This is a genomic window from Tenacibaculum sp. ZH5_bin.1 (assembly GCF_042865525.1).
In the GTDB taxonomy this organism is placed as follows: Bacteria; Bacteroidota; Bacteroidia; order Flavobacteriales; family Flavobacteriaceae; genus Polaribacter; species Polaribacter mesophilus.
The window spans coordinates 1062635-1079773 of record NZ_JBEGIO010000001.1 but is presented as its reverse complement, the minus strand read 5'-3'; the positions used below and the strand labels follow the sequence as shown (position 1 = coordinate 1079773).

Sequence of the window (17139 nt, the reverse complement as noted above, 5' to 3'; positions counted from 1 at the left end):
TATATTTTTAAATTTATTTTTTGAACGCTAAAATTACGAAATTTAAACTTCATGATATCGGAAACAGTCGGTTGTATGGTCGTTAACCATTCCTGTCGCCTGCATATGTGCATAAATTACTGTTGAACCTACAAACTTAAATCCTCGTTTTTTTAAATCTTTTGAAATCGCGTCAGAAAGCTCTGTTGTTGCCGGTACTTCTTCTCTCTTTTCAAACTTATTCACTATCGGTTGTCCATTAGTAAAAGCCCAAATATATTTTGAAAACGTACCAAACTCTTCTTGTACTTTCATAAAAGCCTGAGCATTGGTTATAGTCGCTTTTATCTTTAATTTATTTCTTATAATTCCAGCATCTTGAAGCAATTCTTCATATTTGTCTTCAGAGTATTTTGCTATTTTTTTATAGTCGAAATTATCAAACGCCTTTCTAAAGTTTTCTCTTTTCTTCAAAACTGTAATCCAACTCAAACCTGCTTGGAAAGTTTCTAATATTAAAAACTCAAACAGCTTATCGTCATTATATACAGGCACTCCCCATTCATTATCGTGATACTCAATATATAGTGGGTCATCACTAACCCAAAAACATCTTTTCTTCATTTTCTATTATTTAATGCTGAAAATTACTATTAAACAAATTAAAAATCAATGAAAAATGGAATAATTTTTGCAACTTTATAATTATAAATCATACTGATTATGGAAACCTTACAACGCATTCTTTTTCTTAGTATTATTGGAATTATGATATGGGCTTGCAGTTCCTCGTCTATAAAAAATACTTCTAACACTCCTAAAGAGGAACCAGTTGTAATTGCTAATGATAGTTTAGAATATGAAATTATAATTATAGACCCTGGTTTTACTACCTATTTAAACAGCATTGCTAAACCCGAAGGATTTTATTCACAACAATACCTCGAAAATAAAAACCGTTTGTATGTAAACACATGGAATTATCGAGCTAGGAATCCTTTACAATTTAATTCAAACATTTATGAAAATGTAATTGATTATAGTCCACACGTTGATTATGGCTATGAAGTAAATTATAAACTTTTTAATTATTTTGAGTTCGCTCAACGAAAATACCGCATGAACTTGGGGGTAGGAATAAATCGCTGGAACTAGTAAAACCTTAGTAAAAGACGTCTTTCGAAAAACTGTATATTTGCTCAAAAAAATTAACCATACAACATGAAGTTTTTAAGAAATTTACTCGCCTCTATTCTAGGCTTTTTCATTGCCCTATTTTTACTGTTTGTATTCTTTTTTGCTATAGCTGCTATTGTAGGAGCTGAAGAAAAAATTGTTGTAAAATCAAACTCAGTTTTAGAATTAGACTTATCAACCCCTATTAAAGATTATGCTCCAAAAGAAGACAATCCTATTGCTGAAGCTCTAGAACTAACAGATGAAAAATTGGCTTTAAACAAAATTATCAACGCTATTGAAAATGCAAAAACTGATGATAAAATAAAAGGAATAAGTATTAAAACACCTTTTGTTAATGCTGGTATTGCCCAAACACAAGCCATACGAAACAAAATTGAAGAGTTTAAAGAAAGTGGTAAGTTTGTATATGCATATAATGACATTTATACTCAAAAAAATTACTACCTAAGCTCTGTTGCTGACAGTTTATTCTTAAACCCAGTAGGAGCTATTGACTTTAGAGGTTTATCTACCGAAATTTTATATTTCAAAGACTTTGAAGACAAATATGGTATTAAAATGGAGGTTATTCGTCACGGAAAATATAAAAGTGCAGTTGAACCTTTCTTGGAAAATGAAATGAGCGAAGCTAACCGCGAACAAACCACTTCATTTTTAAAATCAATTTGGTCAGAAATCACAGATGACATTAGTAAGAGTAGAAACATTTCTATTGAAAAACTAAACCTTATTGCTGATAATTCTAATGGAAGAAATATTACTGTAGCAAAAGAAAATAATTTAATAGATGCTTCTATTTACGAAGATGAATACGAAAAGAAGTTAGCTATGGGTTCTGATAAGAAAGTAAATACTATTTCTATTGAAGACTACATAAACTCTGGAAAAGGAAGAATTTCTTCTACTGCTAAAGATAAAATCGCCGTGATTTATGCACAAGGTGATATTGTGTATGGAGAAGGAAGCGAAGACTATATCGGACAAGGAATTATAAACAAAGCTATCAGAAAAGCCCGAAAAAATGATAATGTAAAAGCTATCGTACTTCGCGTAAATTCACCTGGAGGTAGTGCTTTAGCCTCTGAATTAATTTGGCGTGAACTAGAATTAACAAAAAAAGAAAAACCTTTAGTAGTTTCTATGGGTAACTATGCAGCTTCTGGAGGTTACTATATTGCTTGTAATGCTAACAAAATTATTGCAGAACCTACTACAATTACAGGATCTATTGGAGTTTTTGGAGCCATTCCTAACTTTAGTCAGTTTACCGATAATATTGGTATCAATGCAGAACAAGTCTCTACTAACAACAGTGCTTCTTATAGTGTTTTTGAGCCAATGAACCAGAAATTCTACGATGTAACTAAAGAAGGTGTTGAACAAATCTACACTACTTTTGTTAACCGTGTTTCTGCAGGGCGTAACATGACTTTTGAACAAGTAAACGAAATTGCACAAGGTAGAGTTTGGACTGGTAAAGAAGCTATTGAAAATGGCTTAATAGATCAATTAGGAGGATTAAATGACGCCATTAAAGTTGCCGCTGAATTAGCAGAAGTTCAAAATTTTAGAGTTCGTAATTACCCTAATTACAAAACTGACTTAAAAGAGGCTCTAAAATTCTCTCCATTCATGAAAGCTTCAAAAGAAGAAATACTTAAAGAAACTTTAGGTGATGAAAATTACCAATTATACCATAATATTCACAAAATGAAAAACCTAAAAGGAATTCAAGCTAGAATACCCTTTGTATTTCAAGTGAAGTAAAAAAGAAAAGCCTCGACAATGTCGAGGCTTTTTTTATTATAATCTAGTTTATTCGTAACTATAAGTAGTATTTATAGCAATTGATTCTTCACCAGCAACAGCTACTCCTTTTCCTATTAAAGGGTACCCATCCGAATCATAAGTATAATCTACAGTTAAAGTACCTATAACGTTATCACCTCCGTCTTTATAGATAATCTTCGTTACGTTATTTAATGGCAATAATCTTCTAGCTTTAATTACTTCTGAAGCTTGAGGATTCACCCCAAAACTAACATCAACTCCATCTAAAACTTCTATAACTCCTGCAGATTCTAAAGTAGAAAAATACATATTTGGCTTATTGTCATAAAATATTTCTGCTGTATAATTTTCAACAACATTCATTTCAGTTTCCCAATCATAAACCTCAACTTGAAATAAAACTTTACTAGGATTTTTGTTAGAATCATATTCTAATGCCATTCCTGTTTCATAAATATTATATGGTGATTGATACAACTCTTCTATTGAAAGGCTTTCTGAAAGATCGCTGTCTTCTGTCACCTTAATAGTACTCCCGTCATTGCTATAGTTTATTAAAGTAGCGTCTGTTCCATTTGTTCCAGAAACACTTACCAATTCTTTTTCAGCATTATACATAAACTGTGTAGTAATTGTTTCATTTTCTTGATTTGTCGCTGCAATAGTTTTTAATCTTTTCTTTTTAGCTTCTCCGTTAACTTCATCAAAATCGTCTGAAGCAGAGCTACTACATGAGGTTAATAATGCTACTCCTAATCCAATAGCAAAAACATACTTTAATTTTTTCATTTTTTGTGATTTTTAATGAACTCATTTTTATTGTCCAAGCAAAAACTAAGTATCCCCCCCTACATAAAATCTTTAAGACAATTAATAGAAATGAGTAAAAGAAGAGAACAGCAATTTTTAGCAATTTGAAAAATATAAAAAACAAGTTCGGTTTATATTGTTTTTAAATTTCATACAAAAATAGCTGTATAAAAAAATACCTGCAATAAAATTACAGGTATTTTTCACTATGTTTTTATTTCGTTTATTACAAACTGAAACTCTCTTTTACTTTAGACACATAATCTAATTTTTCCCAAGTAAACAATTCAACTTCCATTGTTTTACTTTCTCCATTAGGTTGTGTAAATGTTTTAGAAACTACTTCATTTTTTCTTCCCATATGCCCGTAAGCTGCTGTTTCACTATACATTGGATTACGTAACTTTAAACGATCTTCAATAGCGTGTGGACGCATATCAAAAATTTCAGAAACTTTTTGAGCAATTTCTCCATCAGTTAAATCCACTTTTGAAGTTCCGTAAGTATCTACAAAAATACCCATCGGTTCTACTACTCCAATTGCATACGATACTTGCACTAAAACCTCATCGGCAACTCCAGCAGCAACTAAGTTCTTTGCTATATGACGTGTTGCATACGCTGCAGAACGATCTACTTTACTTGGATCTTTTCCAGAAAATGCTCCACCACCATGCGCTCCTTTTCCTCCATAAGTATCAACAATAATCTTACGGCCTGTTAACCCTGTATCTCCATGAGGTCCACCAATTACAAACTTTCCTGTTGGATTAATATGATATTTAATATCATCATTAAATAGCGCTTGAATTTCTGGGGTTAATTGTGCTTTTACTCTAGGAATTAAAATCTCAACAATATCTTTTCTAATTTTAGCTAACATTGTTTCATCATCAGCAAAATCATCATGTTGAGTAGAAACTACAATTGCCTCAATGCGTTGCGGTACGTTATCGTCAGAATACTCAATAGTTACCTGACTTTTAGCATCTGGACGTAAATAAGTAATTTCCTTATTCTCTCTACGGATTGCTGCTAATTCCTTTAAAATTATATGTGATAAATCTAACGCTAACGGCATATAATGCTCAGTTTCGTTTGTCGCATAACCAAACATCATTCCTTGATCACCTGCTCCTTGCTCTTCTTTTGAAGCTCTATCTACTCCACGGTTAATATCATCTGACTGTTCATGAATTGCTGATAACACTCCACAAGAATTACCGTCAAACATATACTCACCTTTGGTATATCCAATTTTATTAATTACCTCACGAGCAATTTTTTGAACATCTAAGTAGATAGAAGACTTAACTTCTCCTGCTAATACTACTTGACCAGTTGTTACTAATGTTTCACATGCTACTTTTGAATTTGAATCAAAAGCTAAAAAATTATCTATTAGAGCATCAGATATTTGATCTGCTACTTTATCTGGATGTCCTTCAGAAACACTTTCTGAAGTAAAAAAATATGACATAAATACTTTTTTTTTAAATTTAACTAAAAGAAAAAATCTGAATTGCTAAGTCGCTAAAAGGAGTAGAAATTACTGCTTTAGCATTTTTATTTTGAATCATTGTTCAATGAGGTTGCAATCAGTCAAATTTTTCCTCAAATATATTTGACAAAGTTATAGATTATTTTACATACACAAAAACAAACTTACACGTAAATAAATAGAAAGTATTGATATTATGATAATAAAAAGTAATTTTTGTAAAATTGTATTGGTAAAATATTTGTTTACATTTGTACGTAAATAAATAAGAAAATAACTTTAGATAAAACATAAATAAAATGGCATTAGAAATTACAGATGCTTCTTTCGAAGAAGTAGTATTAAAATCTGACAAACCAGTATTAGTAGATTTTTGGGCAGCTTGGTGTGGACCTTGTAGAATGGTATCTCCTATCGTTGATGAAATTAGTAGTGAATACGATGGTAAGGCTGTAGTTGGAAAAGTAGATGTAGATGCAAACCAAGAATTTGCTGCTAAGTATGGTGTAAGAAACATACCAACTGTATTAATCTTCAAAAACGGAGAAGTTGTAGACAAACAAGTTGGTGCTGCTCCAAAAAAAGCATATACAGATAAAATTGATGCTGCTTTATAAGTAAAGATATTATTTGATATTATAAAAAAGGTTTGGCTATCGCCAAACCTTTTGTTATTTTCGGTAATCTATGATTGATTTAAACAGTACTGCTTCAAAAATTAACAACCTTGAGCTACTTGCTAAACAAGTGGTAGAAGGTTTTATTACAGGAATGCATAAAAGTCCATTTCACGGATTTTCAGTTGAATTTTCTGAACACAAACTCTACAACAAAGGAGAAAGTACTCGACATATAGATTGGAAGCTATTTGCCAAAACTGAAAAATTGTACACTAAAAAGTACGAAGAAGAAACGAATCTTAGGTGTCATATAATCATTGATAATTCTGCGTCGATGCATTATCCTCCAAGCAATAATGAATCAATAAATGATTTAAATAAGATTGGTTTCTCTGCAGTAGCAGCTGCCTCTTTAATGGATATCTTAAAGCGACAACGTGATGCTGTTGGTTTAAGTATTTACTCTGACACTTATGAATACTATGCTCCAGAAAAAGGTAGTGAACGTCATCGTAAAATGTTATTACATCAATTAGAGCATTTATTATCATCTAATTCTACTTCAAATACAAAAACCTATCAATACTTACATGAAATAGCAGAGAAGATTCATAGAAGGTCTTTAATTTTCTTATTTACCGATATGTTTCAAACTTCAAAGAATGAAGAAGAACTTTTTAATGCTTTAAGACATCTAAAATTTAATAAACATGAAGTAGTATTGTTTCATACATATGATAAAAAAACAGAATTTTTGTTTGATTTTGATAACTCACCAAAAAAATTTGTGGATGTTGAAACTGGAGAAGAAATAAATTTATACGCAGAAAATGTACAGAAAAAATATCAAGAATTGAGCTCCTTTTTTTTCAAAAACCTAAAAAACAAATGCTTACAATATAAAATAGATTACATTCCTGTAGATATTAGTGAAGGTTATGATAAAGTGCTTATAGCTTATCTTATCACTAGACAGAATTTTTTATAAATAACTCTTTTTTATTTAAAAAAAGGTTATATATTTGCATCCGCTTAGAGCAACGGTCTGGTAGTTCAGCTGGTTAGAATACATGCCTGTCACGCATGGGGTCGCGGGTTCGAGTCCCGTCCAGACCGCTAAAGTTTCTCTAAAAACATATAACATATTGCTTAAAGCAACGGTCTGGTAGTTCAGCTGGTTAGAATACATGCCTGTCACGCATGGGGTCGCGGGTTCGAGTCCCGTCCAGACCGCGAAAAGCTTCTCAATTCTTGAGGAGCTTTTTTCTTTTTATAGGAATTTCTAGGACTCTACTCTATTTTACTTTATTTGAAGGTTACTTAAAAATAATCACATTTTGGTACACCATCTTAAAAAATTAGGTACACAAAAAGGATTACATAAAAATTTCTTTGGTACACCATTAGGTACACATTAGGGTACACCATCACTTCATACTAGGTACACCATATACAAAAAAACTCAAAACACATGAATAACAATAGGGTAACCATTCTATTCCTATTACAAAAGAATAGAATTAACAGTAAAAATAAGTGTCCTATTAGATGTAGGATAACTTATAACAAAAAAAGAAAAATATTCTCTACAGGTTTCTTTATAAATCCAAATTATTGGAATAGTAAAGAACAATTAGCTAAACCTCCTAGTAAAGAAAATACTTTTATCAATACCCAATTAAGTCTGATTAAACAACAAATTAATCAGGCTTTTTTATTTTTACAGGTAAATGAAAAGGAGTTTGATGTTGAAGACATTTACTTACAACACAAAGGAAAAAGTATTAAATCTGAAAAAACATTTCTTGAAGTATTTGATTATCATAATTCAAAAGTTAAAAAAACTATTGGCATAGACTATGTAGAATCAACCTATAAAAAATTCGAAGAATGTAAAAGGTTAATGAAAAAATTCATAAGGCACAAATACAAGAAAAACGATTTGGTTCTTCAAAATATCAAATTTATTTTTTTAGAAGATTTAGATTATTATTTAAAAACTGAAAGAAGACAAAGTCAAAGCACAATTAATAAACACATTCAAAGAGTCCGTAAGATTATAAAACTAGCTATTCTAGAAGGTTTTATTGATAAAGACCCTTTTGTATTCTACAGACCTAAAAGAACTACTAAAGAGCTTATTTTCTTAACCTCGGAGGAATTAAAATTAATCGAAACACATCAATTAAGACAAAAGAAATTAGTTATAGTCAAAGATCTATTTATTTTTTGTTGTTATACAGGACTAGCATATGCAGATATGTCAGAACTAAGCACTAAACATATTCAAGTTGGTTTTGATGGTAATGAGTGGATTGAAATGAATAGAAAGAAAACAAAATCAAAAATTTCAATTCCTTTATTACCTAAACCAAGAGACATCTTATTGAAATACAACAATAAATTACCTAAAATATCTAATCAAAAATTTAATTCTTATCTAAAAGAAATAGCAGATATAATAGGTATAAATAAAAATCTTACTCATCATGTTGGTAGAAAAACTTTTGCTTCTACAGTATTACTATATAATGGAGTACCTATGGAAGTAGTATCGGAGCTTCTAGGGCATTCTAAGATTACAATTACACAAGAGCATTATGCTAAAGTTGTAAAGAAGAAAATTAGTGATGAGGTTTCAAAACTTAATCAAAAATTAGGACAAGATTAAAATCTAGTCCTTTTTTGTTCATACATTAGACGCAAATTTTATTCCTATGAGTTCAGAAAATTCTTCTTTCAATAATTACCCTATTGAATTTAAAGAAATAAACCCCGAAGACTTTACCCTAACCTATAATCTTGATGGAACTACATCTACAAAAGATGCTTTTATCATTGAAGATAATGGAGATAAAATAATTATTGAACCTAATGAACATGGATATTTAAGTGATAGCTTACTTCCTATTTTAGAAACAGACTTAAAAAACAAAAATACAGTTATCATTAACGCTGGTGTAGGGCAAGGTAAGACAACTGCAATCATTAAAACCATTAAAAAATATTATGACTCTAGTGAACAAAAATATTTAATAATGGTAGCTTCACCTTATGTAAGTTTGGTAAAGCAGTATATTACTGATATAAATAATAAAGCAGGTATACCTCTTGAACAGATTTATAACTATGAAAAGATAGGCACTTCTAATGAAACATATCTAGATAAAAAAGTACATGTAATTACAGTAAATACATTATTAGGAAATCCTGGAGAAGATGGGTTTAAAAATTCTAACGACAAGAGAAATTACCTAAACACACTTTCAAACTATTGCGAAAGTTCAGATACAAAAGTGGTTTTTATCTATGATGAAATACACGCATCTTATCAGAATTTTAAAGAAGAATATATTTTTAATCTTTGGAAATGGAGAAAGGTAATTCATAAAAATTTTGTGATTAGTGCTACCCACAATGAAGCTTCAAAAATCATCATAGAATATTTAGCAGAATTAACAGATAGAAAGATAAAAATAATAGAATCTAAAAGACCTAGATTTAGAGATAAGCAAAGTTCACTTTTCTTACATTTTTCACCAGCTAATAGTTTTAAATCTGACACACCTGAACTAGTTAAAATAGTTGAAGAAAAACTTGCCGAAAATAAAGGTATTGACATTTTGTGCTACTCAAAAAAGTTATCTCAAGATATTGCTAAAAGTGATTTAGGTAAAAAATTAGAAGATAGGTTTGGAGAAATAAACTTGTGTGTTTCGCAATTAGTAAATAATCAAAGACCTAATAGAAATTTAACAGGTAAAAGGTTTGATAATTCAAAATGCAACATAGGTACTAACTTTAACACAGGAGTTAGTATAGAAAAAGATAATCACGCTTTTATTATCATTTTACCTTCATTTAGCTCTAAAGGCTCATATAAAAATCATTTTGGAACATTTACAGATGGTATCAACGCTATTATTCAAGCTTTAGCAAGGCAAAGAAAAAAAGGAGAGATACACATACTATTATACAAACCTGATATGTTTGATTATAGTTCTCTTGATAACTCAAATATGAATGAAGAGCAGAAGTTAGAATTTAAAGTTAATTATGATGATATTAGTAATAATAGGCAGGTAAAAGAGAAAGTGGAGTATTATAATATTAACTCACAGAAAAACTTATTAAGGAGGTTTTATAGTTTTATGACTGAAGATTTAAAAAATGAAATTTTATTTTTAGAGAACAGTGATAGAACTAATTTATCATCATTATCATATCCAAGTTTTTCTAGGTTTTTACTTGAACAAAGTGATGAATATTTAGCATCAGAATTCAAAATTTTTGGAAAAGATATAAGTGCTTGTATCACATACTTAGCATTGACCAATCAATTTTTAAATTGTAGATTAGAAAAGATGATTGCTAAAATTAAGCTACATTTTAAAGAAAATCATATTCAAAAAACCTTATTTTACTACTATAAAAACTACTTAAAACCAGATGATGAAACATTGTATTTTGAAGCAAGGTTACAAGCTAATTTCAATCAGTTTTATTCTGAAATAAGAAAAGAGTTATTTAGAGATTTTATCCCTATGATTAATGGTGAAGAAATAAAACCATACAAGAATAGAGCTTTTGAGATTGAAGTTCTTAAATTCTGTTACAATCTATATCATAAGAGAGTATATTTTGAAAATACAGTTTATTCTAGAGGTATTTATTTTTTAGATGCAATCCAAATAGCAAGAACTTCTACTAATGAAACTGATAAAATAAAACTTTATAAACTATTAGATGATTTTAGAAGTCAAGTTGAGAATAACATAGAGGAAATAACAGTTAAAAATAGCCCCGTATTATTTCTACCAAATAAACCTAATTCTTCTTTTTATTCCTCAGCAAACAAAGAAAAGTTTAATGAATTAATAGATTTAATAAAAACAGATGATTTTTTAGAAAATGAAATTTTTAATTTCAAAAGAAACCTTGTAAAAGACACTTCCATAGAAGATAAATTGAATTCTTTATATAAAATTATTATTGAAGATTTTTTTGAAACTAAAGTTTATAAAAATCCTCGTAACTCACAAAATGGAAAGAAAGTGATAAGAACTAAAAGTTTTACTAGAACTCATTCTATTGATGTTTTTAGTGAGCCTGATTTAGATATCCCACATACAGAGGAAGAAATAATTTATCATTTTGGAAGTATGGATAATTATTTAAAAGAGAAAAAAGAAATAGAAGAAATTTTAAGTAAGCTAACATAGTTTTTTCCATATTTTGTATTAGCCTTATATAGTATCAAAACAAAAAGTGGAAAAACATTTTCACAAATCCTTACAGAGAAATCTGTAGGGATTTTTTATGGAAAAAACTTAAAATTATTACACATAAATATTAACCTTTTTAAACTTAAAAATTATGCAATTAGAACCAAGTAAAAGAGATGCTGTAAAGCTTAGAATTGGCTTATCAGGAGCAAGTGGATTTGGAAAAACCTACTCAGCTCTACTACTAGCTTATGGACTCACTAAAAACTGGAATAAAATAGCTGTAATTGACACAGAAAATAAGTCAGCTAGTTTATACTCACATTTAGGAAACTTTCAAGTAATTAATTTAGAAGCTCCTTTCAGTCCCTCTAGGTACATAGAAGGAATTAAGTTATGTGAATCCAATAACAATATTGAAGTTATTATTTTAGATTCTATTAGCCACGAGTGGAATGGCTCAGGAGGCTGTTTAGATATACATAGCAAGCTCGGAGGTAAATTTATGGATTGGAATAAAGTCACAAAGTTACACCAAGCCTTTATAGACACCATATTACAATCTTCATGTCATATCATTACTACTACTAGGAGGAAAACTCATTACTCATTAGACATCAAACCTAATGGTAAAGCTAAGGTTACCAAACTAGGTACAAAAGAAATTACAAGAGAGGGATGGGAATATGAGTTAACTGTAAATTTTGAGCTCATCAATCAAGAAAACAAGGCTGTGATAAGTAAAGATAGAACAAGTTTGTTTTCTACTAGAAATGAATTTGTAATTACAGAAGTAGTTGGAGAAAAATTAGCTCAATGGTGTGTTCCAAGACATCTTAAAATAGAAGAGATACTACAACAGATTGCAGAGGCTAAATCTATTCCAGAGTTAACTACAATTTATAAATCTAACCCTAAACACCAAGAAACTTTATTACCTGCTTTTAAGGAAAAGAAAGAAAAGCTAGATAAAGTTCCTCTGAGTAAATAAGAGTATTATATTATTAGTAGCTTATTAGCTACTTTTTTGAGTTGAAAAAACCCAATCTAATTTAATAGATTGGGTTAGACTCATTATCCAATAAACCTCTATAACTATTCTATTTTCTCACAACCATCTAAATCTCTAGGTCTAATACTTTTTAATAAATAACAAAAACCATTATCTTCAGGTATTGCTATATAATTAGATTTATTTTTTTTATCAAGTAGTTCAGGTTCTTTTATTAATCTAACTTGCCAATTAGGCATTTTTTCAGGAGGTGAAAAGTTAACAATAACATCATCAATATTATTATCCGTTAATTTTAAAATTAATTTTTTAATATAAGGGTAATATTCAGTTCCGTAAATATAATATTCTAATTCCCTAAAATTATCAATCAAACATCTTTTAGTTGCATCTCCATAATACCAATAAGATTTCCAGTAATCATAGAACCTATATTCACCTTCATGCTCTATGGTTAACAACGCTCTTCTTAAATCATTTGACACTAAATCTTCATTATCAAAATGTAGGTTAATAACATTATAAATCTTATTGAATTTATCTAAATCAAAATCACCATCAACCTTATAATCAACACACTTCAACACAAAATCAATTCTACCTCTAAACAATGACTTATCTTCCATTTTAAAAATAGCCCTCCTTGTATCAATATCTGAAATGATTAATTTAGCTTTAATTTTTTCTTCTTCTATTTGTTCTTTTGCAAATGTTGAGTTTAACTTATCAACTGAACACAAATAATTATATATATCAGACGAACCCTCAGATATTTCAGAAATAAGATTAATAACACCATCAAATGTCTCAGGGCTTCTAATTATATCTGGTCTTTTTCCACTTTTCTCAACGTTACCTCTAGAAACAATATTCCTTACAACGCGCATCCAATCATCAAACTTTTCTTTCTTAAACTCATTGTTCTTTAATAAATATTCAGTCTGTGCAAAAAATAAAACTCTTTGAGTATAAGAAGCATTCAATTCTTCAAAAACAACTTCTTTCAAAAAACTTTCACTTGGTTTATGCCTCCAAAACGGAAAACTCACATTTAAATCTAATGAACTGGTAGTTTGATATATTTCAAAACATTTATAAATATATTCATACGATTCTTTAGTAATCAATTCAGGCTTAATATAATTTGGATTATACCTTATATTTGATATATCATGAATTCTTGTCCCATGCCTCTCTATTGAGAGCCTAATCATTACTATTGTAGAGATAAATCTCATAATAGCTTTATCTATATTATTATCTTTCCTAAAATTATTCCAGAAAAAATCGGTCCAATCAGTGTCTATTTTAAAAGCGAATTTTTTAGTGCTTTCTAAACTAAACTCCCAATCTTCATTATTTATATAATTTTCAAAACTTGCTTTAAAATTTTCGAATGAAGATAGTAGTTTTCCTCTTGCATTCATTTTAATGTATAAATCATCTGTTAAACCAATATCTTTTAGTTCAACATGATAAAAAGAGATTAGATTCTCTTCTGTTAAAATTCTCCATAGATTTTCAATCCCATAAAACATATCATGAATATCATCAATAGTTCGCAACATTGCATCAATAGTTGGGTCATTTTTCCATGAAAGAAAAAACCATTTTGAATCTCTTATTTTTTCACTAAGGATAGTAGTTCCATCAAATTCAACATTGTTAGATATTAAAGAAAAGCAAAACTCTCTTGAAGTTATTCTTGTCTCATAACTGAACCTACTCATTAACTTTTTAGTATCTTCTTTATTAGCTTTATCTTTAATCATTGCATACCAATGAAGTAAAAACAAAGTTGTCAACCTTTGTTGACCATCTAGAGGCTGAAAAGAATCTTTAACTCTACTTCCATAAATAAAGTCAAGTTGTATTTCTTTCTCTAAAGAAATACTATCGAGTAAAGCTTTTAAAAAATTTCTTCTTATTTCTTGTTTGTCATATCTACCTTGCGCATAATCTCTTTGAATAATAGGAATTTCAATTTTCTCTTCTTGATTAAGCAATTTATAAAAACTTATAACATTACTTTTTGATGTATTTATACTAGACATTTAAATATGGGTTTAAAACTTTTTCTAAATCTTTTTCATAATTCTCTCTATCTTCTTGTGTCCAAAAGGAGATTTTTGGAGGATATTCACTAAAGTATTTTAAAAAAACATTTTTTGTACATAAGGGGATAAAAACTCCTTGCTTATCCCTATCTATAATTGTCTTTCTTTTAATCGGAAAAACAGCATTTTTATAACTCCTATTTGTAGATGAATCCAGTAAAGTTAAATTAGATAAATCATTTAAATCTTCATCTTTAACATTATGATTGAAATGAGAAACAATTTCTTCATACAAAACTTTAAATTTATCCCCATCTTGGAAATCTTTAAATTTTTCTATTTGTTTTAATAATCTACCTTTTTTATCTATAGTCGAGTCAATAAATACTTTAGCATCATTTAACCACTCTTCTCTATTTTTATCTGGCATATAATTTTTTATAGAAGTAATATGCTCAATATCCCATTTCTCATTTTTATAAATAGCAAAAGGAAAATATGAATTATCCGTTTCACTTTTTAAAATTGTCAAAACGTTATACAATAGTAATATCTTTCGAACATTCTCACCATCATGGTATTGAATAGATTGAATATCAATATTTTTCACACTCTCTTTGATTAATGAATCAAGAAAAGTTCTAAACTCTGATTTTGTCATCTCAGATGATTTATCATAGAGTTCTTTTATATTAATATAATCGACAGATATAAGATACCCTATCTTATGATATAAATCTCTCTCCTGATACCACTCATTAAATCTTTGAAATCTCTTCTTTATTTCTAACCAATTATGGTTAATTACTTCAGTCTTTTTAGATATAAACTTTTCATTAAAAAATCTAAAGGTAGAATACTTATCATTTTCATCTGGCAAATCATTCATTAAATCGAATATAAACTCTATTCTATTAACAGATTTTTTGTTACCAGTAAGAAAATACCAAAATTTATCTCTTTGAAGTGATTGCTCTATAAAATCCCATTCAGTTGCTATCTCAAGTTGTCTTAATTTCAATCTTTCATCATTTTCTTTAAAATTAGAACTATTAAGAAAGAGAGCTTTGATTAGTTCAGAATTTGTTAAAGGTATTTTACCTATATTGATTCTGGTGAATATTTGTATTGAATTACTTTCTAGGCTCTCATACCAAATTACTTTTGTATGAAAACCAAAATTAGTCTCAAACTCTGTTCTATTAAATGAGCTACCTTTAGCTTTAAACCAGTCTTTTATTGTTTTATAAGCATTTGAAATGTGAAAATAATCTATATTATTATGGCTAATTTCTTTATCTAGTTCTTCTAAAAAACGAGTAGAATCTTTTCTAGTTTCATATGTTAAATTAAATAAGCGCTTTTGATAATCCTCAGCATAATATTGATTTAAAAAATAAGAAATCAAATAAATAGATGTCAACCTTTGTTGACCATCTATGACTTCAAATGTTTTCATACCGACACTATCTTTGTCTGTATCTTGGCATTCTTTTACTACAATTGGCTGTAAACAATACCATGTTTTATCATCACTATCAGGAACTTCTTTTGGATTAAAATTATCTATATCATTTAATAAATCTTCAACTTGATTTGAATCCCATCTATACCCCCTTTGATAAGCTGGAATAAAAAAATCTAAATCATGTAATTGGTTAATAGTTTTTAAGGTAAGTATATTATGAGTCATCTTAATCTAGTTTTTTTTCAAATATAAAAATTAAAAAAATAAATCATCTTTGTTTCTGTGAATTTCCTCTCACAAAGCACCCCCACTTATTCTTGATTTTAAAACACCCCGTGGTGTTTCTCAGTAGAAAATATTTTTAGACCCTATTATTTAGAAACAAGGTGATAGCTGTTTTAAAGGGAGTACTATTTTCTAGAATCAACTTATTTATCAACTCAAAAAAATAAAATTATGGTACAGATTGTAGGCTACAGAGAGTGTAGCAAAGAAGATGGTTCTAAATTCTATTTATTGGAACTACAAGGAGGTATAGAAATGGTAGTAAGTAAAACTACAGGTCAATTCTATGCCACTGCAAAAAAAGCAATGATTACTTCTACTTTTGATGAGGTTACTTGCAAAGCTTTAATAGGAACTCAAATGAAAGGAAGCATTGTTAAACAAGAAGTAGCTCCCTATGAGTATGTTATTAAAGAAACAGGAGAAGAAATTATATTAACCCACAAGTGGGTTTATACTCCAGATGAAGCTCCTAATGTTGAAAAGCTTTTTAAAACTGATCATAGTGTGTTTTCACAAAATGGTGTAAACAAATTAGAGGAAGAATTAGTTTAATTTAATCTGTCCAAATTTTGCATTTACTATAATAAGTAATTACGAATGCTGGACAGATTTATAATTTTAAATTTATGAAAGTAGCTGAAATAAAAATTTCCTATTCTAGTAGGAATAGTAATAAGTTCAAAATACAAAATAGCGCAGATGCTTACAATCTAGTTGCTGAGAAATGGAATAAAGATTTAATTGAATTACAAGAAGAAATGAAAGTAATTTTACTTAATCGAGCCAATATGGTATTGGGCATATTTGAATTATCTAAAGGAGGAACAAATAGCACAGTTGTAGATGTAAAATTACTTGTAAGTGTAGCTTTAAAATGTAATGCACATAGTATAATTATGTGTCACAATCATCCTAGTGGAAATTTAAAAGCAAGTAAGGCTGATATTGAAATTACTAACAAAATAAAAAAGGCATGTAGTTATTTTGACATGGTGCTTTTAGATCACTTAATAATTACCAAGGATGAACATTTGAGTTTTGCAGATGAAGGATTATTGTAGTTTGCCAAACTTGCAATATTTGCAATTTCTACAGTATTCACATGTATAAGTGGATGAATGAAATAACTCTAAGAAGAAGTTTTTATAAAAACGAATTAATTTGCAGATAATTAATAATAGCTTTTTT

14 protein-coding genes and 2 tRNA genes are annotated in these 17139 nt (G+C 28.9%); 11 read left to right on the top strand and 5 right to left on the bottom strand.

Going from position 1 to position 17139, the window contains the following annotated elements; translation table 11 throughout:
- Positions 1–42: 42 nt before the first annotated feature.
- On the bottom strand, positions 43–603 hold the full coding sequence (locus ABHQ57_RS05005; RefSeq protein WP_389862598.1) for a DNA-3-methyladenine glycosylase I: 561 nt from the start codon (positions 601–603) through the stop codon (positions 43–45).
- 99 nt (positions 604–702) lie between these two features.
- Here ABHQ57_RS05005 and ABHQ57_RS05000 point away from each other — a divergent pair, with 99 nt between their 5' ends.
- Together ABHQ57_RS05000 and sppA are read left to right on the top strand one after the other, a co-directional pair.
- Complete coding sequence (locus ABHQ57_RS05000) at positions 703–1134, top strand: DUF6146 family protein (protein ID WP_389862595.1); 432 nt, start codon at positions 703–705, stop codon at positions 1132–1134.
- A 66-nt stretch (positions 1135–1200) separates the two neighbouring features.
- Positions 1201–2946, top strand: a complete 1746-nt coding sequence (sppA, locus tag ABHQ57_RS04995) for a signal peptide peptidase SppA (RefSeq protein ID WP_389862593.1) — start codon at positions 1201–1203, stop codon at positions 2944–2946.
- A gap of 48 nt (positions 2947–2994) precedes the next feature.
- Here the strand turns inward: sppA and ABHQ57_RS04990 are convergent, their stop codons facing one another.
- Positions 2995–3759: a hypothetical protein gene (locus ABHQ57_RS04990; protein ID WP_389862591.1), complete on the bottom strand. Its 765-nt coding sequence runs from the start codon at positions 3757–3759 to the stop codon at positions 2995–2997.
- Positions 3760–4006: 247 nt separating this feature from the next.
- A complete protein-coding gene (gene metK / locus ABHQ57_RS04985) occupies positions 4007–5260 on the bottom strand; it encodes a methionine adenosyltransferase (RefSeq protein WP_167713109.1) in 1254 nt (417 codons plus the stop codon).
- Between the two features lie 320 nt (positions 5261–5580).
- Between metK and trxA the strand changes: the two genes are divergently transcribed.
- The 7 genes from trxA to ABHQ57_RS04950 all read left to right on the top strand — a co-directional run bounded on the left by trxA (position 5581) and on the right by ABHQ57_RS04950 (position 12117).
- On the top strand, positions 5581–5898 hold the full coding sequence (trxA, locus tag ABHQ57_RS04980; protein WP_167713107.1) for a thioredoxin: 318 nt from the start codon (positions 5581–5583) through the stop codon (positions 5896–5898).
- Between the two features lie 70 nt (positions 5899–5968).
- Positions 5969–6889, top strand: a complete 921-nt coding sequence (locus ABHQ57_RS04975) for a DUF58 domain-containing protein (RefSeq protein WP_167713105.1) — start codon at positions 5969–5971, stop codon at positions 6887–6889.
- Between the two features lie 54 nt (positions 6890–6943).
- Positions 6944–7017 (top strand) — tRNA-Asp (locus tag ABHQ57_RS04970).
- Between the two features lie 43 nt (positions 7018–7060).
- Positions 7061–7134, top strand: a tRNA-Asp gene (locus tag ABHQ57_RS04965).
- Between the two features lie 238 nt (positions 7135–7372).
- Positions 7373–8572, top strand: a complete 1200-nt coding sequence (locus tag ABHQ57_RS04960; RefSeq protein ID WP_389862587.1) for a site-specific integrase — start codon at positions 7373–7375, stop codon at positions 8570–8572.
- 46 nt (positions 8573–8618) lie between these two features.
- On the top strand, positions 8619–11123 hold the full coding sequence (locus ABHQ57_RS04955; RefSeq protein WP_389862584.1) for a DEAD/DEAH box helicase family protein: 2505 nt from the start codon (positions 8619–8621) through the stop codon (positions 11121–11123).
- Between the two features lie 154 nt (positions 11124–11277).
- Positions 11278–12117, top strand: coding sequence for an AAA family ATPase (locus ABHQ57_RS04950; RefSeq protein ID WP_389862582.1), 840 nt, complete (start codon positions 11278–11280; stop codon positions 12115–12117).
- Between the two features lie 104 nt (positions 12118–12221).
- Here ABHQ57_RS04950 and ABHQ57_RS04945 read toward each other — a convergent pair whose 3' ends face one another.
- Positions 12222–14192 carry a DUF262 domain-containing protein gene (locus ABHQ57_RS04945; RefSeq protein WP_389862579.1) on the bottom strand — a complete coding sequence of 657 codons (1971 nt, stop codon included), beginning with the start codon at positions 14190–14192 and terminating at the stop codon, positions 12222–12224.
- Complete coding sequence (locus tag ABHQ57_RS04940; RefSeq protein WP_389862577.1) at positions 14185–15888, bottom strand: DUF262 domain-containing protein; 1704 nt, start codon at positions 15886–15888, stop codon at positions 14185–14187. The genes ABHQ57_RS04945 and ABHQ57_RS04940 overlap by 8 nt, the downstream gene beginning before the upstream one ends.
- 231 nt (positions 15889–16119) lie before the next feature.
- Between ABHQ57_RS04940 and ABHQ57_RS04935 the strand changes: the two genes are divergently transcribed.
- The gene (locus ABHQ57_RS04935) at positions 16120–16503 is read left to right on the top strand and encodes a hypothetical protein (protein WP_389862574.1); all 384 of its coding nucleotides are present in this window, start codon (positions 16120–16122) and stop codon (positions 16501–16503) included.
- Between the two features lie 74 nt (positions 16504–16577).
- On the top strand, positions 16578–17012 hold the full coding sequence (locus tag ABHQ57_RS04930) for a RadC family protein (RefSeq protein WP_389862572.1): 435 nt from the start codon (positions 16578–16580) through the stop codon (positions 17010–17012).
- The last annotated feature ends 127 nt before the right edge of the window (positions 17013–17139 follow it).